General features: G+C 66.1%; 25 protein-coding genes. 12 read left to right on the top strand and 13 right to left on the bottom strand.

Annotated features, from left to right (window positions below):
• Positions 1-52: 52 nt before the first annotated feature.
• Positions 53-508 (top strand): YggT family protein, encoded by a 456-nt coding sequence (locus tag ACFSQR_RS10005; protein ID WP_377729960.1) that lies wholly within the window; start codon positions 53-55, stop codon positions 506-508.
• Positions 505-804 carry a DUF167 domain-containing protein gene (locus ACFSQR_RS10000; RefSeq protein WP_377729614.1) on the top strand — a complete coding sequence of 100 codons (300 nt, stop codon included), beginning with the start codon at positions 505-507 and terminating at the stop codon, positions 802-804. Before ACFSQR_RS10005 ends, ACFSQR_RS10000 begins: the two co-directional genes overlap by 4 nt.
• 26 nt (positions 805-830) lie before the next feature.
• Here ACFSQR_RS10000 and ACFSQR_RS09995 read toward each other — a convergent pair whose 3' ends face one another.
• From ACFSQR_RS09995 to ACFSQR_RS09960, 8 genes are all read right to left on the bottom strand, one after another.
• Entirely contained in the window at positions 831-1775 is a 945-nt protein-coding gene (locus ACFSQR_RS09995) for a carbohydrate kinase family protein (protein WP_377729613.1), read from the bottom strand.
• A gap of 6 nt (positions 1776-1781) precedes the next feature.
• The gene (locus tag ACFSQR_RS09990; protein WP_377729612.1) at positions 1782-3137 is read right to left on the bottom strand and encodes a zinc-ribbon and DUF3426 domain-containing protein; all 1356 of its coding nucleotides are present in this window, start codon (positions 3135-3137) and stop codon (positions 1782-1784) included.
• Between the two features lie 7 nt (positions 3138-3144).
• Positions 3145-4062 (bottom strand): 50S ribosomal protein L11 methyltransferase, encoded by a 918-nt coding sequence (prmA, locus tag ACFSQR_RS09985; protein WP_377729611.1) that lies wholly within the window; start codon positions 4060-4062, stop codon positions 3145-3147.
• Positions 4059-5417, bottom strand: a complete 1359-nt coding sequence (accC, locus tag ACFSQR_RS09980; protein WP_377729610.1) for an acetyl-CoA carboxylase biotin carboxylase subunit — start codon at positions 5415-5417, stop codon at positions 4059-4061. Before accC ends, prmA begins: the two co-directional genes overlap by 4 nt.
• A gap of 85 nt (positions 5418-5502) precedes the next feature.
• On the bottom strand, positions 5503-5994 hold the full coding sequence (gene accB, locus ACFSQR_RS09975) for an acetyl-CoA carboxylase biotin carboxyl carrier protein (protein ID WP_377729609.1): 492 nt from the start codon (positions 5992-5994) through the stop codon (positions 5503-5505).
• A 94-nt stretch (positions 5995-6088) separates the two neighbouring features.
• Complete coding sequence (aroQ, locus tag ACFSQR_RS09970) at positions 6089-6526, bottom strand: type II 3-dehydroquinate dehydratase (protein ID WP_377729608.1); 438 nt, start codon at positions 6524-6526, stop codon at positions 6089-6091.
• 99 nt (positions 6527-6625) lie between these two features.
• Positions 6626-7177, bottom strand: a complete 552-nt coding sequence (locus ACFSQR_RS09965; protein ID WP_377729607.1) for a TlpA family protein disulfide reductase — start codon at positions 7175-7177, stop codon at positions 6626-6628.
• A gap of 14 nt (positions 7178-7191) precedes the next feature.
• Entirely contained in the window at positions 7192-7797 is a 606-nt protein-coding gene (locus tag ACFSQR_RS09960) for a hypothetical protein (RefSeq protein WP_377729606.1), read from the bottom strand.
• A 102-nt stretch (positions 7798-7899) separates the two neighbouring features.
• Here ACFSQR_RS09960 and mpl point away from each other — a divergent pair, with 102 nt between their 5' ends.
• The 10 genes from mpl to ACFSQR_RS09910 all read left to right on the top strand — a co-directional run bounded on the left by mpl (position 7900) and on the right by ACFSQR_RS09910 (position 17345).
• Entirely contained in the window at positions 7900-9264 is a 1365-nt protein-coding gene (gene mpl, locus ACFSQR_RS09955) for a UDP-N-acetylmuramate:L-alanyl-gamma-D-glutamyl-meso-diaminopimelate ligase (RefSeq protein WP_377729605.1), read from the top strand.
• Positions 9264-9845 (top strand): YqiA/YcfP family alpha/beta fold hydrolase, encoded by a 582-nt coding sequence (locus tag ACFSQR_RS09950; protein WP_377729604.1) that lies wholly within the window; start codon positions 9264-9266, stop codon positions 9843-9845. The genes mpl and ACFSQR_RS09950 overlap by 1 nt, the downstream gene beginning before the upstream one ends.
• Positions 9842-10423, top strand: a complete 582-nt coding sequence (locus ACFSQR_RS09945) for a chorismate--pyruvate lyase family protein (RefSeq protein WP_377729959.1) — start codon at positions 9842-9844, stop codon at positions 10421-10423. The genes ACFSQR_RS09950 and ACFSQR_RS09945 overlap by 4 nt, the downstream gene beginning before the upstream one ends.
• A gap of 1 nt (position 10424) precedes the next feature.
• A complete protein-coding gene (locus ACFSQR_RS09940; protein WP_377729603.1) occupies positions 10425-12443 on the top strand; it encodes a ribonuclease catalytic domain-containing protein in 2019 nt (672 codons plus the stop codon).
• Positions 12444-12567: 124 nt separating this feature from the next.
• Positions 12568-13419 (top strand): TonB family protein, encoded by an 852-nt coding sequence (locus ACFSQR_RS09935; RefSeq protein ID WP_377729602.1) that lies wholly within the window; start codon positions 12568-12570, stop codon positions 13417-13419.
• Entirely contained in the window at positions 13419-14228 is an 810-nt protein-coding gene (aroE, locus tag ACFSQR_RS09930) for a shikimate dehydrogenase (protein WP_377729601.1), read from the top strand. Before ACFSQR_RS09935 ends, aroE begins: the two co-directional genes overlap by 1 nt.
• Positions 14225-14944 carry a monofunctional biosynthetic peptidoglycan transglycosylase gene (gene mtgA, locus ACFSQR_RS09925; RefSeq protein WP_377729600.1) on the top strand — a complete coding sequence of 240 codons (720 nt, stop codon included), beginning with the start codon at positions 14225-14227 and terminating at the stop codon, positions 14942-14944. Before aroE ends, mtgA begins: the two co-directional genes overlap by 4 nt.
• Before the next feature lie 11 nt (positions 14945-14955).
• A complete protein-coding gene (locus tag ACFSQR_RS09920) occupies positions 14956-15348 on the top strand; it encodes a DUF4124 domain-containing protein (RefSeq protein WP_377729599.1) in 393 nt (130 codons plus the stop codon).
• 144 nt (positions 15349-15492) lie between these two features.
• Positions 15493-16461: a magnesium/cobalt transporter CorA gene (gene corA / locus ACFSQR_RS09915; protein ID WP_377729598.1), complete on the top strand. Its 969-nt coding sequence runs from the start codon at positions 15493-15495 to the stop codon at positions 16459-16461.
• A 173-nt stretch (positions 16462-16634) separates the two neighbouring features.
• A complete protein-coding gene (locus ACFSQR_RS09910; protein ID WP_377729597.1) occupies positions 16635-17345 on the top strand; it encodes a hemerythrin domain-containing protein in 711 nt (236 codons plus the stop codon).
• Between the two features lie 32 nt (positions 17346-17377).
• Here the strand turns inward: ACFSQR_RS09910 and ACFSQR_RS09905 are convergent, their stop codons facing one another.
• The 5 genes from ACFSQR_RS09905 to ACFSQR_RS09885 form a co-directional block, all read right to left on the bottom strand.
• Positions 17378-18700, bottom strand: coding sequence for a GAF domain-containing protein (locus ACFSQR_RS09905; protein WP_377729596.1), 1323 nt, complete (start codon positions 18698-18700; stop codon positions 17378-17380).
• The gene (locus ACFSQR_RS09900) at positions 18697-19194 is read right to left on the bottom strand and encodes a hypothetical protein (protein ID WP_377729595.1); all 498 of its coding nucleotides are present in this window, start codon (positions 19192-19194) and stop codon (positions 18697-18699) included. Before ACFSQR_RS09900 ends, ACFSQR_RS09905 begins: the two co-directional genes overlap by 4 nt.
• A gap of 15 nt (positions 19195-19209) precedes the next feature.
• Positions 19210-20484 (bottom strand): NRAMP family divalent metal transporter, encoded by a 1275-nt coding sequence (locus ACFSQR_RS09895; protein WP_377729593.1) that lies wholly within the window; start codon positions 20482-20484, stop codon positions 19210-19212.
• 69 nt (positions 20485-20553) lie between these two features.
• On the bottom strand, positions 20554-21837 hold the full coding sequence (gene hemL, locus ACFSQR_RS09890) for a glutamate-1-semialdehyde 2,1-aminomutase (protein WP_377729592.1): 1284 nt from the start codon (positions 21835-21837) through the stop codon (positions 20554-20556).
• A 2-nt stretch (positions 21838-21839) separates the two neighbouring features.
• Positions 21840-22670 (bottom strand): hydroxymethylpyrimidine/phosphomethylpyrimidine kinase, encoded by an 831-nt coding sequence (locus ACFSQR_RS09885; RefSeq protein WP_377729591.1) that lies wholly within the window; start codon positions 22668-22670, stop codon positions 21840-21842.
• Between the last annotated feature and the right edge of the window lie 19 nt (positions 22671-22689).

Below are 22689 nucleotides of genomic sequence, written 5' to 3'. Positions count from 1 at the left end.
CATCAATGCCGCCGCCACGATCCTCGGCGGTGTGTTGCTGTTGCGGTTCTGGATGCAGGCCATCCGTGTGCGCCCGCCGCAATCGGTGGCGCAGTTCATCTTTACGCTGTCGGACTGGCTGGTGCGCCCGCTGCGCCGCATCGTCCCTGGCGTGGGCGGCTTTGATTGGGCCAGCCTGATTGGCGGATTCCTGATCGTGCTGCTCGCCACCTCGATCATGTTCTTTGTCGGTGCCAGCTGGGAGGTGGTCCTCGTCGCTGCGCTGTACCGCTTCCTCACCTGGATTATCTACGGCTTCATCGCGATGCTGATTATCGAGGCGATCTTCAGCTGGGTGAACCCGCATGCGCCGCTGGCGCCTTTCGTGCGCGCCCTCAACGACCCGCTGCTGCGGCCACTGCGCCGCGTCGTCCCGCTGATCGGCGGGCTGGACCTGTCGATGCTGGTGGCGATCATCCTGCTCCAGATTGCGCTGCTCCTGCTGCGCATGCTGTTCGGGTTTGCATGACCAAAGGCTGGTGTGCCGCCGTTCCTGGCGGCGTGCGTCTTGCGGTGCAGATCCAGCCGAACGCGAAGAAGACGGAAGTGGTGGGCGTGCTGGACGACGCCCTCAAGATCAAACTGCAGGCAGCGCCCATCGAGGGCAAGGCGAACGAGGCGCTGGTGCGCTGGGTTGCCTCCATGCTGTCGGTTCCCCGCAGCGCCGTGGAGATTACCCACGGGCTGACCAATAAGCGCAAACTGATCGTGGTGATGGCGGAGGGCTTGACGCCCGGGCGTGTCGCGGAGCTTCTGCGCGCCTAGGGCGTTGCCCCCCCTCCCGCAATTCTCTAGAAGGCGTAGCCGAAAGCGGCGTGGAAGCGGGTGGCGATTTCGTCGCGGGTGAAGGCGTGGTTCTGGCCACCCTGGTGCGCGATCTTGAGTGCACCCATCAGGCTCGCGAGGCGGCCCGTGGTCGGCCAGTCGAAGCCTTCCGTGATCCCGTACAGCAGGCCGGCGCGGTAGGCGTCGCCGCAGCCGGTCGGGTCGACCACCTTTTCGGCGGTGACGGCCGGGATCAGGTGGCGTTCGCCGCCCGCGTAGATCTCCGAGCCCTGCGCGCCGCGCGTGACGATCAGCGCTTCCAAGCGCGAGGCGATCTCCGGCAGCGTCAGGCCGGTGCGGTCCATCAGCAGTTCGAATTCGTAGTCGTTGGCGGCCAGGTAGGTGGCCTGGTCGATGAAGCGGATCAGTTCAGCGCCGTCGAAGCGCGGCAGCTGCTGGCCCGGATCGAACATGAACGGGATGCCCAGCGCGGCGCAGTCGGCGGCGTGCTTGACCATGCCTTCGCGGCCGTCCGGGCCGATGATGGCGATCGCCACCTGTCCCACGTCGCCCGCATACAGTTCCTGCGAGTGTTCCATCGCGCCAGGGTGGAAGGCGTTGATCTGGTTGCCGTCCAGGTCCGCGGTGACGAAGCACTGCGCGGTGTAGGCGCTGGCGATCTTCCGGATCGCGCGGGTCTCGATGCCCAGCTGCGCGAAGCGTTCCATGTATTCGCCGCCGTCCTGGCCGATGGTCGCCATGATCAGCGGGTCGCCGCCCAGCATGTTCAGGTTGTACGCCACGTTGGCCGAGCAGCCGCCGTATTCGGTGCGCAGGGTCGGCACCAGGAACGAGACGTTCACCTTATGCAGCTGGTCGGCCAGCAGCGCTTCGCCGAAGCGGCCGTGGTACTGCATGATCTTGTCAAAGGCGAGCGATCCGCAGATCAGGGCGGTTTTATTCTGGGTCATGGCGTGTCAGGGATGGAAGATGGCGATGTGGTAGCCGGAGGCCGTCACGCCGTTCAGTTTGAAGTAGACCTTCACCTGCTGCTCGGTCTTGGCCGGGAAGCCCCGGCGCGTGTCGGTGCGCGGCGGCAGGTAGTCGGCAGGCTTGATGACGCGGCGGACCAGCGTCTTGTCGGCGGTGTCGGTCAGCGCCAGTTCGATGTGCGGCCAGGTCTGCACCAGCGTGCTGTCGTTGCGCAGCACGGTGGCGAACAGGAAGGTGTCGTTTGCAATCGATTGCAATTCGCCGGTTTCGACGGACAGGGTGTCGATCTGGGCGGGCAGGGCGATCTGGCAGCGCAGCAGCTTGCAGGCTTCGGACAGCGCCGGCTTGGCCTGCGGGTAGCGGGCTGCGAGCACGGAGCCGAAGGTGATGACGCCTTGCGCGAGCAGGGCGGCCAGCAGCAGTACGCTGCCGAATGCCATCAGGATGCGCGTGACGCGGGTCGCCTTTTCCTTCTTGCGGACGCGGGTGACGAAGCCTGGCTCCTCGACGTCGTCATCGGCGCGGACCGGTTCCTCGGCGTGCGCGGACTCCGTTGCCATGGCGCCGGGCACGAGCTCCGTGCCCTGGACATCGGCGGGCTCGGTCGCTTCTTCGCTAGCGACGGGATGTGCGGCGAGGTCTGGCTCGGACTCGATCGCGGGCGAAAGGGGCGGCTCCGGCTCAGGCGCCGGCTCTAACTCAGGCTCAGGCGTCGGCTCGAACTCAGGCTCAGGCTCAAGCTCAAGCTCTGGCGTTGGCTCCGGCTCCGGCTCCGGCTCCGGCTCTGGCTCAGCCTCCGGCTCTAGCCTTGGCGCGGGCTCTGGCTCAGGCTCAGGCTCAGGCTCTGGCTCAGGCTCAGGCTCTGGCTCAGGCTCTGGCTCAGGCTCAGGCTCAGGCTCGGACTCGGGAGCGGACTCCGTTTCAGCTTCCGGCGCTGGCTCGGGGAAGGGCGCGGATTCGGTGCGCGATGGCGGTGGCACCAGGTCGAGGTCGAAATCGATGTCGAGCTGCGGCGCCGGTTCGGCTTCCGGGGTCTCGGGTTCGGGCGCTTCTTCGGCGCTATCCGCCTTGGGGATGATGCCGAGTGGATCGAGGGCGGTATCGAAGTCGAGGGTGTAGACCGGGATCTCTTCTTCTTCCGGCGTCGGCTCGGGGGCTTCGGCGGCTTCGGCGTCCGGGACGGGGCGGTGCAGCGCCGCTTCCGGATCGACCAGGGCGGCGTTGCCGTCAAAGATTTCGCTGCACTTGCCGCAGCGGACAATGCCCCCGCGGAGCTTCAGCTGGTCGGCAGCGACCTTGAAGACGGTTCCGCAGTGGGGGCATTTGGTGGCGAGCGCCATGCGCGGGTCAGCTGCCTTGCTGGAGCTGCCCGTGCAGGGCGACCCATCCATCCAGCTCGGCCCAGACGGACAGCTTGATGAACGGTGCGTAGGCTTGCGCCACTTCCTCGGCCTGGCGCGCGAGCACGCCCGACAGGACCAGCGAACCACCCGGCGCCACGCGGCCGGACAGCATTGGCGCCATCAGCTTGAGTGGGCTGGACAGGATGTTCGCGACCACGATGTCGAAACGCTCGTCGGCATGCGCGGACTGCGCGAAGTCTTCCGGCAGGTAGTAGTCGATCTCGCAGTGGTTGCGTTCGGCGTTGTCGCGCGCCGATTCGATCGCCTGCGGATCGATGTCGACGCCGGACACGCTGCCCGCGCCCAGCTTGCGCGCGACCATCGCCAGGATGCCGGAACCGCAGCCGTAATCGAGCACGGTCTTGCCGGGCGCAGGATTCGCCTCCAGCCATTCCATGCACAGGCGCGTGGTCGGGTGGCTGCCGGTGCCGAACGCCAGGCCCGGATCGAGTTCCAGGATCAGTGCGTCGGGGTCCGGCGCGTCGTGCCAGCTCGGCACGACCCAGATGTTCTTGCCGATGTGGATGGGTTCGAACTGGGACTGCGTCTTGCGGACCCAGTCCTCGTCCGCCACGTTACGGGTGGTGAACTGCGGCGGCGTCGCCAGGCCGATGGCTTGCGCCGCTTCGGCCACGATGACTGCCTGGTCGGCATCGAGATCGGTCAGCGCGACGACGCGCGAGTGCTCCCACGCGGCTTCCGTCGGCACCATGCCAGGTTCGCCGAACAGTGGCTTCTCCTGGTCGGTGCCTTCGTCCGCATCCTCGACGGAGACGGACAGGGCGCCCGCTTCCATCAGGGCGTCGGACAGCGCTTCCGCGTGTTCGCGGGCGACTTCGATGACGACTTCGGTCCAGCTCATTTTCCGGCTTTCGGCATGTCGGCCAGCTTGTGCTCGAGGTAGTGGATGTTCGTGCCGCCTTCGATGAAGCGGGCGTCGACCATCAGCTCGCGGTGCAGCGGGATGTTGGTCGAGATGCCTTCCACCACCATCTCCGACAGCGCGATCTGCATGCGGCGGATTGCCTGCTCGCGGGTCGCACCGTAGGTGATGACCTTGCCGATCATCGAATCGTAGTGCGGCGGGACGAAGTAGCCGGCATACGCGTGCGAATCGACGCGCACGCCAGGGCCGCCCGGCGGGTGCCACGCCACGATGCGGCCTGGCGACGGGGTGAACTTGAACGGGTCTTCCGCGTTGATGCGGCACTCGATCGAGTGACCGGCCAGCATGATGTCGCGCTGGCGGAAGCGCAGCTTTTCGCCGGCGGCGATGCGGATCTGCTCCTGCACGATGTCGATCCCGGTGATCATCTCGGTCACAGGGTGCTCCACCTGCACGCGGGTGTTCATCTCGATGAAGTAGAACTCGCCGTTCTCGTACAGGAATTCGAAGGTGCCCGCGCCGCGGTAGCCGATCTTGCGGCAGGCTTCAGCGCAGCGGTCGCCGATCTTTTCGATCAGCTTGCGCGAGATGCCCGGCGCCGGCGCTTCCTCGATCACCTTCTGGTGGCGGCGCTGCATCGAGCAGTCGCGTTCGCCCAGCCAGACGGCGTTCTTGTGTTCGTCGGCGAGGATCTGGATCTCCACGTGGCGCGGATTCTCCAGGAACTTCTCCATGTAGACTTCCGGATTGCCGAACGCGGAACCGGCTTCGGTCTTGGTCATCGCCACCGCCGCCAGCAGCGCAGCTTCGGTGTGCACCACGCGCATGCCGCGGCCACCGCCGCCGCCTGCCGCCTTGATGATGACCGGGTAGCCGACGCGGCGCGCGGTCTGCACGATTTCCTTCGGGTCGTCCGGCAGTGCGCCGTCCGAGCCTGGCACGCACGGCACGCCGGCCTTGATCATCGCCTGCTTGGCCGAGACCTTGTCGCCCATCAGGCGGATCGAGTCCGAACGCGGGCCGATGAAGACGAAGCCGGATTTCTCCACGCGTTCCGCAAAGTCCGCGTTCTCGGACAGGAAGCCGTAGCCCGGGTGGATCGCTTCGGCGTCGGTCACTTCGGCCGCGCTGATGATCGCGGGCATATTCAGGTAGGACTGTGCCGATTGGGCGGGGCCGATGCAGACGGATTCGTCGGCCAGCTTGACGTACTTGGCGTCCTTGTCCGCTTCGGAGTGGACGACCACGGTCTTGATGCCCATTTCGCGGCAGGCGCGCTGGATGCGAAGCGCGATTTCGCCGCGGTTGGCGATGAGGATTTTTTCAAACATGTCGGTTCGATGAGTCTTGGTAGTGCCGGCGCGGCCGGGAACTGCGATCGTGGCGGCGGCGCTAAGCCGCCCGGCCACGATGGGTTTAGCCGATCACGAACAGCGGCTGGCCGAATTCGACCGGCTGGCCGTTTTCCACGAGGATCTTGGTGATCGTGCCGGAGACATCGGCGTCGATTTCGTTCAGCAGCTTCATCGCTTCGATGATGCAGAGGGTGTCGCCAGCCTTGACCGACGCGCCCACTTCGACGAAGGCCGGAGCGCCCGGTGCGGACGAGCGGTAGAAGGTGCCGACCATCGGCGACTTGACCACGTGGCCGGCCGGTTCGGCGGCTTCGACGGCGACCGGCGCGCTGGCCGGGGCGCCATTCGCTGCAGGGGCCGCGGCTGGCGCGCCAGCTTGCGGGTAGCCATGCTGCATGCCCATGCCCTGCGGCGCGTACATCACCATCGGGTTCTGTTGTACCGCGCACGACTTGACGATCTTGACCTTGCTTTCGCCTTCGGTCACTTCGAGTTCGGCGATATCCGATTCTGCGACGAGGTCAATCAGCGTCTTGAGCTTGCGTAGATCCATGTAAAACCCCTTGATTATTTTGTTTTAGTCGTTGTTTCGTGCAGATGGCCACAGATAAGGCCAGTCCGCGCAAATTACGTGAAGATAGCGTAGGTTAACGCTTTTTAAGAACAAAGTCGATGGCGAGGCGGTAGCCGTCCGTTCCCATGCCGCAGATGACGCCCGCGGCGAGTGACGAAAGATAGGAGTGCTGCCGGAATTCCTCGCGCTGGTAAATATTAGAGATGTGAACTTCAATGAACGGGATGGCGACCGCCGCCAGCGCATCGCGCAGCGCCACGCTGGTGTGGGTCAGCCCGCCCGGGTTGATGACAATCGCGTCCACGCCTTCGCCCTTTGCCGCATGGATGCGGTCGATCAGGGCGCCTTCGTGGTTACTCTGGAAGCTCGACAGCGTGGCTCCCGCGGCTGCGGCCTGGCTGGCCGCCGCGTTTTCCACGTCCGCCAGCGTTCCGGCGCCATACACCTCAGGCTCACGTGTCCCCAGCAGATTCAGGTTGGGGCCGTTAAGCAGGAGCAGCTTTTTTGCCATGTTAGAGTATTGCTTCTACGCGAAAGTGTCGCATTTTGCCGCCAACTTCTGGCTATTGCAAGCAATAAATTGTTCCTGCGGGGCTGGACAAAACCGCGGCTACATGGTGGCGAGGTCGGCCTTGAACTGATCGAACTTCAGGCGGCCCAGGTAGGTCTTCTTGACCTGGCCGTCCGCCCCGATCACGACGGTGAACGGCAACCCGCCCGATACATTGCCCAGGTTGCGCGCCAGGTCGGTGCCATCCATCCCGGCGGTGTACAGCGGGAACGCGATCTTGTGCTTGCCCGCGAACTCGGAAATATTGGACGGCGAATCGATGCCGATGCCGATCACCTTCGCCTTGCCATGCTCGGCGGCCAGCGTGGACAGCTCGGGCATCTCCTGCACGCACGGTGCACACCATGGCGCCCAGAAATTCACCACCAGCAGCTGGCCCTTGTACTGCGACAGCGGCTCCGGCTTGCCCGCAGGGTCGTTCAGGGTAGTGGCGAACAGCGCGTCCACGGCCTTGTGCGGCTTGCCTTCCGGGGTCGGCAGGTAGGTGGCGGTCCGCGGTTCAGGCTGCTTTTGGTTCACGCCCACCCAGGCGCCCATGACCGCGAACGCGACACCGATGACGGCAAACATCGCCAGTTTTTTCTTATCCATGGTTCATCTATATATTAGTTGGCTTCGCCGGACATCAGGGCCCGCAGTCCGGCTGCGTCGGCGCGCACCTGGCGCCCGTCCGCGCGCAGCTTCTTCGCCCCGCGCAAGTCGTCCAGCTCATAGAGCTGCGCATGGACGGCTTCGTTCCGGTACAGGAAACTGATGGTCTCGACCGGGTCGTAGCGCGGACCTTTGAAATGCGGCGTTTCCGAAATCTCGATGTTGGGGTTCTTGTTCAACAGGTAGATTTCGATGTCCTTAGTACTTTCAGCAAACAATTGTAAATGAATATCGTCGTGCTCACCGGCGGTCCCGGTCACCACCGCCCCGGTCACGTGCGGGTGGAACTCGGCCAGCGCGTCCATCAGCTGCAGGGCGGTTTCGCGCAGGTGCTCGAGGCGCCCGGGCTGGTCGTCGGCCTGGAACAGCGCCTGGTACTGGCGGACTTCTTCCTCGACCTGGGCAGTGTCGGGCAACTGGTCGCCGGTAAAGCGGGTATTGCCCAGGATGCGCTGGGCTGCCTTGCGCACGGCGGTGTCGTAATCGGCGCCATCCTGGGCGATCATGCGGGCGGCAGCGGCGGCGATTTCGGCGCGCAGCTGCTGGAGTTGATAGTTCATCGTTGCAGTATGTATATCGGGTGAGCCCATCATACCTTCAGAACGAAAACGACGGCGGCTCAGGTAAAATCGCGTATTCGACATTTCTTCCGGTACAGGTTCATGCATATTCATATCCTCGGCATTTGCGGCACCTTCATGGGTGGACTGGCAGTGCTCGCCAAAGAGGCGGGCCACAAAGTGACCGGCTGCGACGCCAACGTGTACCCGCCGATGAGCACCCAGCTCGAGGCGCAGGGCATCGAACTGATCACCGGCTTCGGCCCGGAGCAGGTCGATTTGAACCCGGACCTGTACGTGATCGGCAACGTGGTCTCGCGCGGCAACCCGCTGGTGGAGGAAATCCTGAACCGCAGCCTGCCGTATGTCTCCGGCCCGCAGTGGATCGGCGAGCACATCCTGCGCAACAAGTGGGTGCTGGCGGTGGCCGGTACGCACGGCAAGACCACCACCTCGTCGATGCTGGCCTGGATCCTGGAAGACGCCGGCTACGCGCCCGGCTTCCTGATCGGCGGCGTGCCGATGAATTTCGGTATCTCGGCCCGCCTGCAGGGCGACAAGCCATCGGACTTCTTCGTGATCGAGGCGGACGAATACGACACCGCGTTCTTCGACAAGCGCAGCAAGTTCGTGCACTACCACGCCAAGACGGCGGTGCTGAACAACCTGGAATACGACCACGCCGACATCTTCCCCGACATCGGCGCGATCGAAACCCAGTTCCACCACCTGGTGCGCACCGTGCCGGGCGTGGGCCGCGTGGTCGTCAACGGCGATGAAGCCTCGCTCGGGCGCGTGATCAAGCGCGGCTGCTGGAGCGAGAAGGAGACCTTCGGCGTCTCCGATGGCGTGGACTGGACCCTGGTCGAGCACCCGGGCGGCAGCTTCGACGTGATCTTCGGCGGCGAGACCGTGGGCACCGTGGACTGGAAGCTGACCGGCAAGCATAACCGCATGAACGCGCTGGCCGCGATCGCCGCGGCGCGCAATGTGGGCGTGACGCCGGCGCAGGCGGCCGAGTCGCTGTCGCGCTTCGAAAGCGTCAAGCGCCGCATGGAAGTGCGCGGCGTGGTGAACAACGTGACCGTGTACGACGACTTCGCCCACCACCCGACCGCGATCGCCACCACCGTCGGCGGCCTGCGCCAGAAGATCGGCAGCACCGGCCGCATCCTGGCCGTGCTGGAGCCGCGCTCGAACACGATGAAACTGGGCGCCATGAAGGATGCGCTGCCGGGCAGCCTGAAGGACGCCGACCTGGTGTTCGGCTACGGCAGCCAGCAGGCGCTGGGCTGGAGCCTGGCCGACGCGCTCAAGCCGCTGGGCGGCAATGCCCATAGCTTCGACCAGATCGACTTCCTGGTGAAGGCGGTCACCGACGCGGCCCAGCCGGGCGACCACATCCTCGTGATGAGCAATGGCGGCTTTGGCGGCGTGCACGGCAAGATCCTCGAGGCGCTGGCCTGATGTTGCTGTACCTGCACGGCTTCCGATCGTCCCCGCTGTCCTTCAAGGCACGCGTGGTGGCGCAGCGGATGGCCGCGCGCGGGCGGGCGGAAGAGCTGGTGTGCCCGCAGCTGCCGGCTTCGCCGAAGGCGGCGATGGAGCTCGCGCTCGGGGTCGCCGCGGGAAGGCCCGAGGGTGAAGACCTGGCGATCATCGGCTCCTCGCTGGGCGGCTTCTATGCCACCTGGCTGGCCGAGCGGCTCGGCTGCCGCGCGGTGCTGATCAACCCGGCCGTCGATCCGCTCAGGAACCTGGAGCAGCACGTTGGCGTGACGACCGAGTACCATTCGGACAAGCCATTCGAGTTCAAGCGCGAATACATCGAAGAGCTGCGCGACCTGAAGGTGGCGCACATCACCCGGCCGGAACGCTACTTCCTGCTGGCCGCCACCGGCGACGAGGTGCTGGACTACCGCGACATGGTGGCGCACTACGCCGGCGCGCGCCAGCACGTGATCGAAGGCAGCGACCACGCGATTTCCGAATTCCCCGAGTACGTGGACGAAGTGCTCGACTTCTGCCTGGCGCCGCCGTGCTGGTGAGGGGCGCCACGCTGCGCCAGGCGATGTGGCGGCGCAATGCGCTGGCGCTCGGCGCACCTGCCGCGATGACCGGCTGGCTGACCACCGAAGGCTCGCTCACCGCCAGGCTGGTCGCGCACAGCCGGGCATTCCGCGTGCAGCGCCTGCACCAGAAGAGCGCGTTGTGCCTGGCCGACGAGGCGCACCTGATCGGCCTGCCGCGCCGCGCCCACGTTTGGGAGCGCGAAGTGCTGCTGCGCTGCGACGGCGAGCCGGTCGTGTTTGCGCACACCGTGGTGCCGCTGTCGGCCACCGCCAACGACTGGCCGTTGTTCTCGGCGCTGGGCGAGCGCTCGCTGGGCACGACACTGTTCTATGATCCGCTGGTGCGGCGCGGCGAACTGGAATTCGCCCGCATCCGCCCCGGCCATCCGCTGATGCAGCGCGCGTGCGCCGCGCTCGGGTGCGACGGGCATACTGTTTTATACGCGCGGCGGTGCCTGTACCGCCGCAAGAAGGGCACGCTGCTGGTCACGGAGGTATTCCTGCCCCGCGTCACCAGCCTGGCGCCTGCCTCGCAACGAACCAACACACAATAAGATGAATCTCTTTTTCGAAGAATCCGGCGACTTCAAGGCCGGCACCGTACTGTCCCAGGCGGGCGAGGCCTACCAGGTCGAGCTGGCGAGCGGCAAGCGCACCAAGGTCAAGGCCAAGGACGTGCTGGTCCAGTTCGAAAAGCCATCCCCGGCCGAACTGCTGGAGTCGGCCAGGGCCGTCGCCGCCGACGTCGACCTCGGCTTCCTGTGGGAAGTCGCGGGCCAGGAGGAATTCGGCTTCGAAGACCTGGGCAAGGAATATTTCGGACACGCGCCGCTGCCTGCGGAAGCGGCAGGCCTGATCCTCGCGCTGCACGGCGCGCCGGTCTACTTCTATAAAAAGGGCCGCGGACGCTACAAGGCCGCGCCCGAGCAGTCGCTGCAGGCCGCGCTGGCAGGCATCGAGAAAAAGAAGCAGCAGGCGCTGGTGCAGCAAGCCTACGTGGACGAGCTCAAGGCCGGCAAGCTGCCGGACGCGATGAAGAACATCGTCCACCAGCTGCTGTTCAAGCCGGAGAAGAACTCGATCGAGTACAAGGCGCTGGAAGCGGCCTGCGAGGAACTGCACACGACGCCGCAGCGCCTGATGCTGCAGGTAGGCGGCATCGCCTCGCCGAAGGACCTGCACATGTCGCGCTTCCTGTTCGAGAACTTCCCGCGCGGCGCGCAGTTCCCGCCGGTCGAGGTGCCGCGTGCGCCGGGCGACCTCCCGCTGGCCGACGTGGCGGCATTTTCGATTGACGACGTGACCACCACCGAGATCGACGATGCGTTCTCGGTCACCATGCTGGACGGCGGCCGCGCGCGCATCGGCATCCACATCGCCGCGCCCGCGCTGGCGGTGAACCTGGACGACGCCATCGACAAGATCGCGCGCGCGCGCATGTCCACCGTGTACATGCCGGGCGATAAGATCACCATGCTTCCTGACGAAGTGGTGGATGCGTTCACGCTCGCCGAAGGCAAGACCTGCCCGGCGCTGTCGCTGTACGCCACCGTCGACACGAAGGACTGGTCGGTGCTCTCCACCGAAACCCGCGCCGAGATGGTGCCGATTGCCGCCAACCTGCGCCACAACGACCTCGATGAGCTGGTCAACGAAGAGACGCTCGCCAGCGGCGAAGGCGAGTACCCGCACAAGGCCGAGCTGTCGCTGCTGTGGGGCTGGGCGCTGGACCTGGAAGGGCAGCGCATGAAGAAGCGCGAGGCGTTCGGGCTGCGTCCCGAGCAGACCAACCGCGTCGACTACAACTTCTACGTCGAGGACGACGTCGTCTCCGTGGTGCGCCGCAAGCGCGGGGCGCCGCTCGACAAGATCGTCGCCGAACTGATGATCTTTGCGAACAGCACCTGGGGCAAGCTGCTGCACGACTCCGGCGTGCCGGGCATCTACCGCTCGCAAGGTCCGGGCGCGGGCGGCTGGAACGCCAAGATCCAGGTGCGCATGCTGACGCACGCGGCCCCGCACCAGGGCCTGGGCGTGGACCAGTACGTATGGAGCACCTCGCCGTTGCGCCGCTACACCGACCTGGTGAACCAGTGGCAGATCCTCGCCTGCGCGCGCGCCGGCGTGACCGCGCCGCTCGTCGCCCCGTTCAAGCCGCGCGACGCAACGCTGTTCTCGATCGTGTCCGCGTTCGACGCGGCCTACACCGCCTACGCCGACCACCAGTCCAACATGGAGCGCTACTGGTGCCTGCGCTGGCTGGGGCAGGAAGGCGCGCGCCAGGTCGATGCGGTGGTGCTGAAAGAGGAAGTGTTGCGCCTGGTGGACATTCCGCTGATCGTGCGCCTGCCCGGCATGCCGCAGGTGGCGCGCGGCGCGCAGGTCAGGCTCGACATCCTGCGCTGGGACGAAGTGGACCTCTCGATCGAAGCGCGCCTGCTGGAGGTGCCGGCGGCGCAGGCGCCGGTCGAGGATGTCGCGTTCGACGAAGAGGAAGACACCGGCCAGGCTGCGGTGGCGGAGGCTGTCGAAGCCGAAGCCGCCGTCACCGTCATCGAACCGCAACCGGAGTAGCCAGCCGAAGGGGGGGGCAGTCCCTTGCAGGGACAGTCCCCAACCCCGGACGCCTGGGTTAGAATGACCTTTTGCGTTCCGCCCGGTACCACGTGTGTTGAAGTATTTTCAAGATAACCGCCCGATGGCCGTAGCCGTCACCGTTTCGGTGCTGGCGCATGCGCTGCTGCTGGCGGTTCGCTTTGTCCCGCCGGACGCATTCCGCTTCAAGCCGGTCGATCCCGGCCTGGAAGTCATCCTGGTCAACGCCAAGCACAAGAACCCGCCGGCCAAGGCCGAAGCGCTCGCGCAGGCCAACCTCGAAGGCGGCGGCAACGCCGACGCCGGCCGCTCGAAATCCCCCTTGCCCGACCTGCGCCGCACCGATACCGGCGCCAGCACCAAGGCGACCCAGCGCCGCATCGCCGAACTGGAAGCGGTCCAGCAGAACCTGCTCACGCGCGTAAGCCAGTCGCAGTTCCGGACCCGTCCCGTCACCGAAAAAGACAAGCCCGATCCGACCCGCACCGGCCAGGACCTGTTCGAATCGCAAAAGCAGATGTCGATGGCGGCCGCTGAAATCGCGGAACGCATCGAAGAGCAGAACAAGCGCCCGCGCAAGACGCACATCACGCCGAGCACGCGCGGGGTCGGCTACGCGATCTACTACAAGACGATGCAGAAGAAGATCGAGGACGTCGGCACGCTCAACTTCCCGCAGAAGAACGGCCGCAAGCTGTACGGGGAGCTGGTCATGTACATCCCCGTGTTCGAGGACGGCACCATCTACAAGAAGGAAGGCATCCGCGTCGAGAAATCGTCCGGCAACAAGGATCTCGACAAGGCCGCGATGGAGATCGTGCGCCGCTCCGCGCCGTTCGGCAAATTCCCGGCCAGGATGCTGTCGTCGGACCGCGACGACCTGTGGGTCGTGATTACCCGCTTTACCTTCACGCGCGACGAGCGGCTCGAGGCCGACCTGCGCAGCGGCATCTGATGGCCGACCGCTACTGCGTGATCGGCAATCCGGTCGCCCACAGCAAATCCCCCGAGATCCATGCGGCCTTCGCCCGCGATTGCGGCATCGACCTGACCTACGGCACCTGCCTTGCCCCGCTCGACGGATTCGCCGCCACCGTGCGCGCGCTGGCCGCGCAGGGCTTCAGCGGGGCCAACGTCACCGTACCGTTCAAGCTCGAAGCGGCGCAGCTGTGCGACGTGCTGAGCGCGCGCGCCACGGCCGCCGGCGCGGTCAACACGCTGGTGTTCCGTGACGGCCGCATCGAAGGCGACAACACGGACGGCGCCGGGCTCGTTGCCGACATCGTGCGCAACGCCGGCGTTCCGCTCCATGGCAAGCGCGTCCTGCTGCTGGGCGCCGGCGGCGCCGCGCGCGGCGTGATGCTGCCGCTGCTGGCAGAGGGCCCGCGCGAACTCGTCATCGCCAACCGCACCCGCGCCACCGCCGAAGCGCTGGCCGCCCGGTTCGCCGATGCGGGCGCGGTGCGGGCCAGCGGCTTCGAGGAACTCGACGGCACCTTCGACGTGATCGTCAACGCCACCTCCGCCAGCCTCGCCGACAGCGTCCCGCCGGTGCCCCCGCAAGCTTTTTCCCCAGATACGCTCGCTTTGGATATGATGTACGGAAAACAACCGACCGTATTCATGGAGTTCGCCGCGCAGAACGGCGCCCGGGTGCGGGACGGACTGGGGATGCTGGTCGAGCAGGCCGCCGAGGCGTTTTACGTCTGGCGCGGCGTGCGCCCGGCCACGCAAGGGATATTGCGACAGCTGCGCACACAATGAAAAAGAAAACCCGCAAGGGACCGGGCCCACATCGCCGCATGTTCAAGTGGCTGATCCTGGCGCCGGTCCTGCTGATCCTGGCGGTCCAGGCGTACTACCTCGCCCGTATCGTCTGGTGGATCGACCACAATCCTTCCATGACCAGCATGATGGCGCAGCAGGAAGAAGCGCTGCGCGAAAAGAATCCGAAGGCCAGGCTGCGCCACACCTGGGTCCCGTACGACCGCATCTCGAACCACCTCAAGCGCGCGGTGGTCGCCTCGGAAGATGCCAACTTCGCCGAGCACGACGGCGTGGACTGGGACGCGACGCTCAAGGCCTTCGAGAAGAACAACCGCCGCCACAAGATCGCCGCCGGCGGCTCCACCATCACCCAGCAGCTGGCCAAGAACCTGTTCCTGTCCGGTTCGCGCAGCTACATCCGCAAGGGGCAGGAGCTGGTGATCGCATGGATGCTGGAAGCGGTGCTGGACAAGCAACGCATCCTCGAGCTGTACCTGAACGTGGTGGAATTCGGCCGCGGCGTGTTCGGCGCGGAAGCGGCGGCGCGCCACTACTACCAGACCAGCGCGGCGCGGCTCGGACCCGCGCAGGCGGCGCGGCTGGCGGTGATGCTGCCCAATCCGCGCTACTACGACAGGAACCGCGACACGCGCTACCTCGCGCGGCGTACCAACCTTATCCTCAAACGCATGAACTCGGCGGACCTGCCGTAAGGAGCTTATCGATGTTGCATCGCCAGCGTGGTATCAGCTTGTTGTGGGTAGCAGTGATCATGGGCGTCCTCGCCGCGGTCATGATGGCCGGCCTGATGTCGATGCGCCACGAGCGCAACTACTTCGCCGAGGCCTGGGCCAAGGTGACCGACAAGGTGCCTGCGCAGGCGATGGAGCAGGCCACCGCGCTGGCCGACGCGCCGGCGCAGCCGCTCAAGCGCTGCGTCATCGACGGCCAGACCGTCATCTCCAACACCGAATGCAAGGATGACAACCGTAGCACGCGGACCATCGACATCCACGACACCAAGGGCATCGAGGCGCCCAGGGTCCCGCCAAAACCGCCGGAAGCTGCGCCTGGGTCCAATCCCGCGCTCGACAAGGTGATCGAACAGCAGACCTGAAGCGCCACCGCCGGCATCCGCCGGGATGACGCAGCATCGATTATTCGCCGGCACGGGCAAAATTAATGCCACAGGGGTAGGTGGTCGGGCAGCTTTACGGTTACACTTGCGCTGTTTTGCAATATCGTCTGGCCGAGAGCGCGCATGATCAACGTATTTGTCCTACAAAATGGCCGGCTGAACCAGGTGCCCATCGAATCCCGTTCCGATCTCGAGAACGTGGAACCGGTGTGGGTGGACCTGACCGACCCGAACGAAGACGAGCGCGCCTGGGTCAAATCCATCTACGGCGTCACCCTTCCGGACGAAGACGAGGTCCAGGACATCGAGGCGTCGTCGCGCTACTTCGAGGCGGAGAACGGCGACCTGCACCTGCGCACCGACTTCCTGCTGGAAGAAGACGAAGGCCCGTCGCGCATCGTCACCGTCGCGTTCATCCTGGCCCGCAAGATGCTGTTCTCGGTCCATACCGACGACCTGCCGGTATTCCGCCTGGTGCGCATGCGCGCGCGCTCGCGCCCGGGTTCGATCAGCGACTACATGGACGTTCTGCTGGACCTGTACGCGACCGACGCCGAGTACTCGGCGGACGCGCTGGAAGGCATCTACCAGGACCTGGAAGAAGTCTCCGGCCGCGTGCTGCAAAAGCACTTCACCGACCAGGACGCGGCCGAAGCGCTGTCCGCGATCGCGCGCGAGGAAGACTTGAACGGCCGCATCCGCCGCAACATGATGGACACGCGCCGCGCGGTCAGCTTCCTGATGCGCGGCCGCCTGCTCAACACCGAGCAGTTCGAGGAAGCGCGCCAGATCCTGCGCGACATCGAATCGCTGGACGGCCACACCTCCTTCCTGTTCGACAAGATCAACTTCCTGATGGACGCCACCGTCGGCTTCATCAACATTAACCAGAACAAGATCATCAAGATCTTCTCCGTCGCATCGGTGGCGTTCCTGCCGCCGACGCTGATCGCGAGCATCTACGGCATGAACTTCCGCCGCTGGTTCCCGGAACTGGACTGGGCGTTCGGCTACCCGTTCGCACTGGGCCTGATGGTGTTCTCGGCGATTGCGCCGTTCCTCTACTTCCGCCACCGCGGCTGGCTGCGCTAGCCCGCCGGGGGACCGGAGGCCGCAAAGCCGGGCTGGGCAGTCCCCACGGCAAGTTAAGGTTTTTTTACGATTTGCTGAATGAAGTTTTAAGCACGCCTGCGCGCTGAAAAACCTATCCTTTGTCGCACGTACCCGGCCCACTGTGAGCGGCCCGGCAGACCAAAGGAACCATCATGCAAACCGTACAGGACATCAGCACCGCCAAGCGCCACGACATCTACAGCCACATCCACAAGGCCCTGCGCGCCATCATGGCCGACACCATGGTGCGGCTCGGCCGCCTCGACCGCAGCGACGACACCGAGACCGCCGCCCTGGTGGCGCAGGTCAAGGCGCTGTGCACCTTCACCGAAAGCCACCTGCAGCACGAGGGCGAGCACGTCCACCCGGCCATGGAACAGGCCAGCCCCGGCTCGACCCATGCCGCCGCGACCGAGCACCCGCAGCACGTGGAGGAATGCCGCCGGATATCCGCGCTGGCCGACCGCGTGCTGGCCGCGCCGGCCGAGGCGCGTGGCGCACTGGCCGCGCAGCTGTACCACGCGCTGTGCCTGTTCATGGCCGAGTGCCTGGAGCACATGCACATGGAAGAAACCGACAACAACCAGGTGCTGTGGGCGGCCTATTCGGACGCGCAGCTGCACGCGATCGAAATGGGCATCGTGGCGACGCTGACGCCGGAAGAACACGGCATGACCCTGCAGTGGATGATCCCGTCGATGACGCCGGAAGAGCGCCTCGGCATGCTGGGCGGCGTCAAGATGGGCGCGCCGGTGCAGGTGTTCTGCGCAATGATGGAAGCGCTGCGGCAGTTCCTGCCCGCGCGCCAGTGGCAGCAGCTTGCCGACGGCCTGGGCTACGAAGCGCCCCTGCTTGCCGCTTGAGGGAAGGGGACCGCCCCCGCCGGGACGGTCCCTTAAAGTGCGACGAGGCTGAGCGGACGGTCGGCCACGAGCCTGAACCGCCCCCGCCCGGTTTTCTCGATCCGCACGCACGCGTCGCGCTCGACCAGCCGGCGCGCCAGCAGCAGCAGGCGCCCCTCCAGGTTGTCGCCCACATCCGGCAGCCGCACGCGCGGATCGAGCCGCAGCTCGCGGTTCGAGAATTCCGTGCGCCCGCGCTGGGTGTAGTCGGCCACCAGCATCGCAAAGATCGACCCGGCCACGCCCTTGATCAGGTAGTCGTCTCCCAGGAACACGCTGTCGTTGCCGACGAAGTGGCGCACCACCACCGGCTCGCCGCGCGGCTGGCCTGCGGCGGCGTGGTCGGCGGCCGACTCCGCATCGTCCGCCTGCGCCTGCAGGATGTGGATCGCCATGCCCAGCTGGGAGGCCAGCGCCACCAGCGCATCCTCGTCGTCATAGGAAAAGCACAGGTCGTGCGGGCTCTCGACGTACAGCACCCCGAGCAGGCGCGCGCCCGACGCCAGCGGGACCGCCAGCTGGCTGCGCGGATCGGCCAGACCCGGCAGCGGGATCTCCACGTCCGGGGCGCCACCATCCGTGTTGTCGCGGATCGCGCGGTTGTAGCTGTACTCGGAGGTCATGTGGCCGATGCGGATCGGCGTGCGCTCGCGCGCGGCCACGCCGATCACCCCTTCGCCGATGCCGATCTCGGAACCCACGCCGGAGGCGTCATAGCCGTGGCTGGCCACCGTGTACAGCCGCTGGGCGGATTCGTCGGCCAGCAGCACCATCGCGTGATCGATGCCGAAGTGCCGGGACAAGGCCTGCAGCGTGTCGCACAGCAGCGTCTCGAGGTCGCGCGGGTCGCCCATGCGTTCGCAGGCGCGCCGCAGCGAGGCCAGCAGGTTATGGCGCGCGGGCGGCGGCGGCAGCGTGGCGCCGGGCACCTGGCTGATGTCGTGCACCCGGAACACGTCGGAACCGAGCAGGCGGAACACGCCCGTCATGCCCACCTGGGATGCAATGCCGGCCAGGCGCGCCTTCATCGATTCGAAAAGCGGGCCGGAGGTTTCGGTGCGCAGGAATTCGAGCGCCAGCCGGTAGTGCGCGGCGGTGTGCGGATCGATCACCGCCAACTCCGCGTGCGGATTGGCGAGCAGGTTCTGGCGCGTCTTGTTGAAGAACTGGTAGGACAGCGCGACATGCTCGCTGTCGATGAAGTGCACGTGCGACAGGTAGGACACGTTCGGCACCCCGTCCTCCGAGCAGGTCGCCATGGTGCCGGGGATGACGCCCTCGAAGCAGGCGCGGATCGCGTCGAGCTTGACCGTCACGGCGCGCCTTTCAGTTCGCGTCCGGCCGACGATCCCGGCGTCTGCAGGAATGCCGCGCACGGCGTGAAGACGACCGCGCGCACGTCCTCCTCAGGACACTGCAGGAATGTGCGGATCATGGCGGGGTCGTAGCCCAGCTGCTGCAGCTCAGCGGGAAAGCTGTCGAGGTAGCGCCGGACGGCGGCCAGGTCCTCGGCGCAGGCCGATTCGATGCGGGCGCTGTCGGACTTGATCTGGACCGTGCGGTGGGTGGACGGCCTGGAAATCACCACGGCCACGCGGCCATTGCCCGCAATATGCTCGAGCACCCTGGCGCACTGCTGTTGCGACACCAGCACCCGTACCACGCGCCCGCCGTCCGTCACCCGGCAGCCGGCCGCGCGCGCCACGCTGGGCTTCAGCGCGCTGTCGCAGGAGGCCAGGTTGAGCGAGATCCCGCTCTCCATGAAGGAAGCCAGTTCGGGGTCGATGAGGGTGCTTGCAGCATCGTGCATACACCGGAGTTTACTCTACATCGTGGTCAACATGGCAACTGCTGCTGCCGCCATCAGCGCCACGCCGAGCCAGCCCAGCACCCTGTGGCGCGCGGACAGCGTGAACTCGCCCATGACCCGGCGGTTCTGCGCCAGCATCATCATCACGACCATGATCGGCACGGCGATCACGCCATTGATCTGGGCCGACCAGATCAGGGCCTTGAGCGGGTCGATCGGGGTGAAGTTGAGCGTGATGCCGCCCGCCGTCGCCAGCAGGATGATCAGGTAGAAGCGGCGCGCCTGCAGGAAGTTGCGGTCAAGCCCGTTGCGCCATTTAAAGCATTCGGTGACGGCGTAGGCTGCCGAACCGGCCAGCACCGGCACGGCCAGCATGCCGGTGCCGATGATCCCGCTGGCGAACAGCACGAAGGCGAATTCTCCCGCGACCGGCCGCAGGGCCTCGGCTGCCTGCGCCGAGCTTTCGATATTGGTGATGCCATGGGCGCCCAGCGTCACGGCGGTGGTCAGCATGATGAAGAAGGCGACCAGGTTGGAAAAGCCCATGCCCAGCACGGTGTCGATCTTCATGCGGCGTATCTGGGCCGGGGCGTCGGCCGGCTGCTTGCGCAGCGCACCCGCCGCGTCGTCCGCGCGGATCTCTTCCACTTCCTGCGAGGCCTGCCAGAAGAACAGGTAGGGACTGATGGTGGTGCCGAAGATCGCCACCACCATGCCCAGCGACGCCGGCGTGAAGGTGAAATGCGGCCAGACCGTGCGTTTTGCCACTTCGATCCAGGGTGTGTCGATCGCGAAGACGGCGGCGACATAGGCCAGCAGGCCGAGCGTCAGCCATTTCAGGTAGCGCACGTAGATGCGGTAGGGGAGGAACACCTGCAGCGCCATGCACAGGACGCCCATGCCGAGCGAGTAGTAGTGCGCGGAGCCGAGCCCGGTCACCAGCCGCATCGCTTCGCCCATGGCCGCGATGTCGGCGGCGATATTGATCACGTTCGCAATCAGGAGCAGGAGCACCACCAGGTACAGCAGGGAAGGCGAGTAGGCGTGGGCGATGTTGGCGGCCAGACCGCGGCCGGTGACCCGGCCGATGCGCGCCGATACCAGCTGGATCCCGACCATGAAAGGAAAGGTCAGCACCAGCGTCCACAGCGTGTTGAAGCCGAAGCGCGCGCCGGCCTGCGAGTAGGTGGCGATGCCGGACGGGTCGTCGTCGGCCGCGCCGGTGACGAGGCCGGGTCCGAGCGCTTTGAGCGCCTGGTTGAAGAATCGGGTATGGAGCGAAAATATCATGCGTCGGCCAGCATTCTTTATGCACAGCCGGCGCATGGGTTGGGAAAGGTGCCGGCAGGCACCTCGATCTTACGTCAGCGCGGCAAATACCCTGCGCGCGGCTGAAATGGTTTCCTCGATCTGCTCGTCGCCATGCTGCGCCGAGACGAATCCCGCCTCGAACGCGGCCGGGGCGAAGTACACGCCTTCGTCCAGCATGCCGTGGAAGAAGCGGTTGAAGCGCTCGCGGTCGCCCGCCATCATCGCCGCGTAGTCTTCCGGCACCTCGTCGCTGAAGTACATGCCGAACATGCCGCCGACCGAATCGGTGCTGAACGGGATGCCCGCTTCCTGCGCCGCCGCAGCCAAGCCCTTGACCAGCTTGTCCGTCTGCGCGGCCAGCTTCTCGTAGAAGCCGTCCTGCTGGATCAGGCGCAGCGTGGTCTTGCCCGCCGCCACCGCGACCGGGTTGCCCGACAGCGTGCCGGCCTGGTACACCGGGCCGAGCGGCGCCATCTGGTGCATGATGTCGGCGCGGCCGCCGAACGCCGCCACCGGCATGCCGCCGCCGATCACCTTGCCCAGCGCGGTCAGGTCCGGCGTGATGCCGTACATGGCCTGCGCGCCGTGCAGGCCGACGCGGAAGCCGCACATCACTTCGTCGAAGATCAGCAGTGCGCCGTGTTTGGTGCACAGGTCGCGCATCGCCTGCAGGAACTCGGGCTTGGCGCGGATCAGGTTCATGTTGCCGGCCACCGGTTCCACGATCACGCAGGCGATGTCCTCGCCCATCGTGCGGAAGGTCTCTTCCAGCTGCTCGGTGTCGTTGTAGTTCAGGACCATCGTGTTGTTGACGAAGGCTTCCGGCACGCCCGCCGAAGTCGGGTTGCCGAAGGTGAGCAGGCCGCTGCCCGCTTTCACCAGCAGCGAGTCGGCGTGGCCGTGGTAGCAGCCTTCGAACTTGATGATCTTGTCGCGGCCGGTGAAGCCGCGCGCCAGGCGCAGCGCGCTCATGGTCGCCTCGGTGCCGGACGAGACCAGGCGCACCTGTTCGATCGATGGCACCAGGCGGCAGATTTCTTCGGCCATCTCGATTTCGCCTTCGGTCGGCGCGCCGAACGACAGGCCGCGCGTGGCCGCATCCTGCACGGCCTTCACCACTTCGGGATGGGCGTGGCCGACGATGGCCGGGCCCCACGAGCCGATGTAGTCGATGTAGCGCTTGCCGTCCGCGTCCCAGAAGTACGGGCCTTCGGCGCGGGTGATGAAGCGCGGCGTGCCGCCCACCGAGCGGAACGCGCGCACCGGCGAGTTCACGCCGCCGGGCGTCGTTTTCTGGGCACGGGCGAACAGAGTGTCATTCTTGGAGGTCATGGTCATTCCTGAGTAAGTATCCTGTAGTGGCGGTTGGGCACCAGCTTGCCCATGCCGAAGCGCTGCGCATGGGCAAGCGCGCCCGCCGTGTATTCCTGCGCCGCGGCCGAGGCGTCCGGCACTTCGTGGCCGTGCGCCATCAGCGCGCCGATCGCCGCCGACAGCGTGCTGCCGGCGCCGGTGAACGGGCCTTGCAGGCGCGGCCAGCTGAGGGTTTCGATTTCGCCCTCGATGTCGAACAGCGTGTTCGAGAGGGACTTCTTGTCGCCGTGCCCGTGCGGCGCGGTGCAGTTGACCAGCACGAATTCGCAGCCGGTCGCGGTCAGCTCGCCGGCGTCGCTGGCCATCCGGTCATCGTCCGCGTTCGGCTCGCGCCAGGTCTCGGCGACGCGGTCCAGCTCCGTGTGCGACAGCACCAGCACGGTGGCCTGCGGGATCAAGACCTGGCGCACCGCTTCGAGCATGTCTTCGCCCGGCACGCCGCCTTCGGGCAGCGCGGACACGAAGGGATCGAGCACCAACGGGATGTGGGGGTAGTCCGAGAGCACCTCGGCGATGCACGACACCTGGGCGATGCTGGCCAGCGCGCCCACCTTGAACGCGGCCACCGGCATGTCCTCCAGCAGCACGCGCGCCTGGTCGATCAGCCAGTCGCATTCCATCGGGTGCACTTCCTCGATGCGCGCGGTATCGGCCACCAGCATGGCGGTGGGGACGCACAGCCCGTGGCATCCGAAGCTCGAGAATACGGAGACGTCGGCCTGGGTGCCGATGGCGCCGACCGGGTCGAACATATTAAAGGTGAGGATGAGCGGGCGAGTTCTCTTTTGCACGGGCGGCGTGTGGATGCTT

Origin of the sequence: Pseudoduganella sp. GCM10020061, assembly GCF_042683405.1 — a bacterium.
GTDB lineage: Bacteria > Pseudomonadota > Gammaproteobacteria > Burkholderiales > Burkholderiaceae_D > Telluria.
The sequence above is the reverse complement of the archived record's forward strand: the minus strand, read 5'-3'. Positions and strand labels throughout refer to the sequence as shown.

Bases quoted from the DNA above. Each gene is read 5' to 3' on its own strand.
- ACFSQR_RS10005 (WP_377729960.1), top strand. From the start codon at position 53: ATGCAGGCCATCCGTGTGCGCCCGCCGCAATCGGTGGCGCAGTTCATC.
- ACFSQR_RS10000 (WP_377729614.1), top strand. From the start codon at position 505: ATGACCAAAGGCTGGTGTGCCGCCGTTCCTGGCGGCGTGCGTCTTGCG.
- ACFSQR_RS09995 (WP_377729613.1), bottom strand. From the start codon at position 1,775: ATGACCCAGAATAAAACCGCCCTGATCTGCGGATCGCTCGCCTTTGAC.
- ACFSQR_RS09990 (WP_377729612.1), bottom strand. From the start codon at position 3,137: ATGGCGCTCGCCACCAAATGCCCCCACTGCGGAACCGTCTTCAAGGTC.
- prmA (WP_377729611.1), bottom strand. From the start codon at position 4,062: ATGAGCTGGACCGAAGTCGTCATCGAAGTCGCCCGCGAACACGCGGAA.
- accC (WP_377729610.1), bottom strand. From the start codon at position 5,417: ATGTTTGAAAAAATCCTCATCGCCAACCGCGGCGAAATCGCGCTTCGC.
- accB (WP_377729609.1), bottom strand. From the start codon at position 5,994: ATGGATCTACGCAAGCTCAAGACGCTGATTGACCTCGTCGCAGAATCG.
- aroQ (WP_377729608.1), bottom strand. From the start codon at position 6,526: ATGGCAAAAAAGCTGCTCCTGCTTAACGGCCCCAACCTGAATCTGCTG.
- ACFSQR_RS09965 (WP_377729607.1), bottom strand. From the start codon at position 7,177: ATGGATAAGAAAAAACTGGCGATGTTTGCCGTCATCGGTGTCGCGTTC.
- ACFSQR_RS09960 (WP_377729606.1), bottom strand. From the start codon at position 7,797: ATGAACTATCAACTCCAGCAGCTGCGCGCCGAAATCGCCGCCGCTGCC.
- mpl (WP_377729605.1), top strand. From the start codon at position 7,900: ATGCATATTCATATCCTCGGCATTTGCGGCACCTTCATGGGTGGACTG.
- ACFSQR_RS09950 (WP_377729604.1), top strand. From the start codon at position 9,264: ATGTTGCTGTACCTGCACGGCTTCCGATCGTCCCCGCTGTCCTTCAAG.
- ACFSQR_RS09940 (WP_377729603.1), top strand. From the start codon at position 10,425: ATGAATCTCTTTTTCGAAGAATCCGGCGACTTCAAGGCCGGCACCGTA.
- ACFSQR_RS09935 (WP_377729602.1), top strand. From the start codon at position 12,568: ATGGCCGTAGCCGTCACCGTTTCGGTGCTGGCGCATGCGCTGCTGCTG.
- aroE (WP_377729601.1), top strand. From the start codon at position 13,419: ATGGCCGACCGCTACTGCGTGATCGGCAATCCGGTCGCCCACAGCAAA.
- mtgA (WP_377729600.1), top strand. From the start codon at position 14,225: ATGAAAAAGAAAACCCGCAAGGGACCGGGCCCACATCGCCGCATGTTC.
- ACFSQR_RS09920 (WP_377729599.1), top strand. From the start codon at position 14,956: ATGTTGCATCGCCAGCGTGGTATCAGCTTGTTGTGGGTAGCAGTGATC.
- corA (WP_377729598.1), top strand. From the start codon at position 15,493: ATGATCAACGTATTTGTCCTACAAAATGGCCGGCTGAACCAGGTGCCC.
- ACFSQR_RS09910 (WP_377729597.1), top strand. From the start codon at position 16,635: ATGCAAACCGTACAGGACATCAGCACCGCCAAGCGCCACGACATCTAC.
- ACFSQR_RS09900 (WP_377729595.1), bottom strand. From the start codon at position 19,194: ATGCACGATGCTGCAAGCACCCTCATCGACCCCGAACTGGCTTCCTTC.
- ACFSQR_RS09895 (WP_377729593.1), bottom strand. From the start codon at position 20,484: ATGATATTTTCGCTCCATACCCGATTCTTCAACCAGGCGCTCAAAGCG.
- hemL (WP_377729592.1), bottom strand. From the start codon at position 21,837: ATGACCTCCAAGAATGACACTCTGTTCGCCCGTGCCCAGAAAACGACG.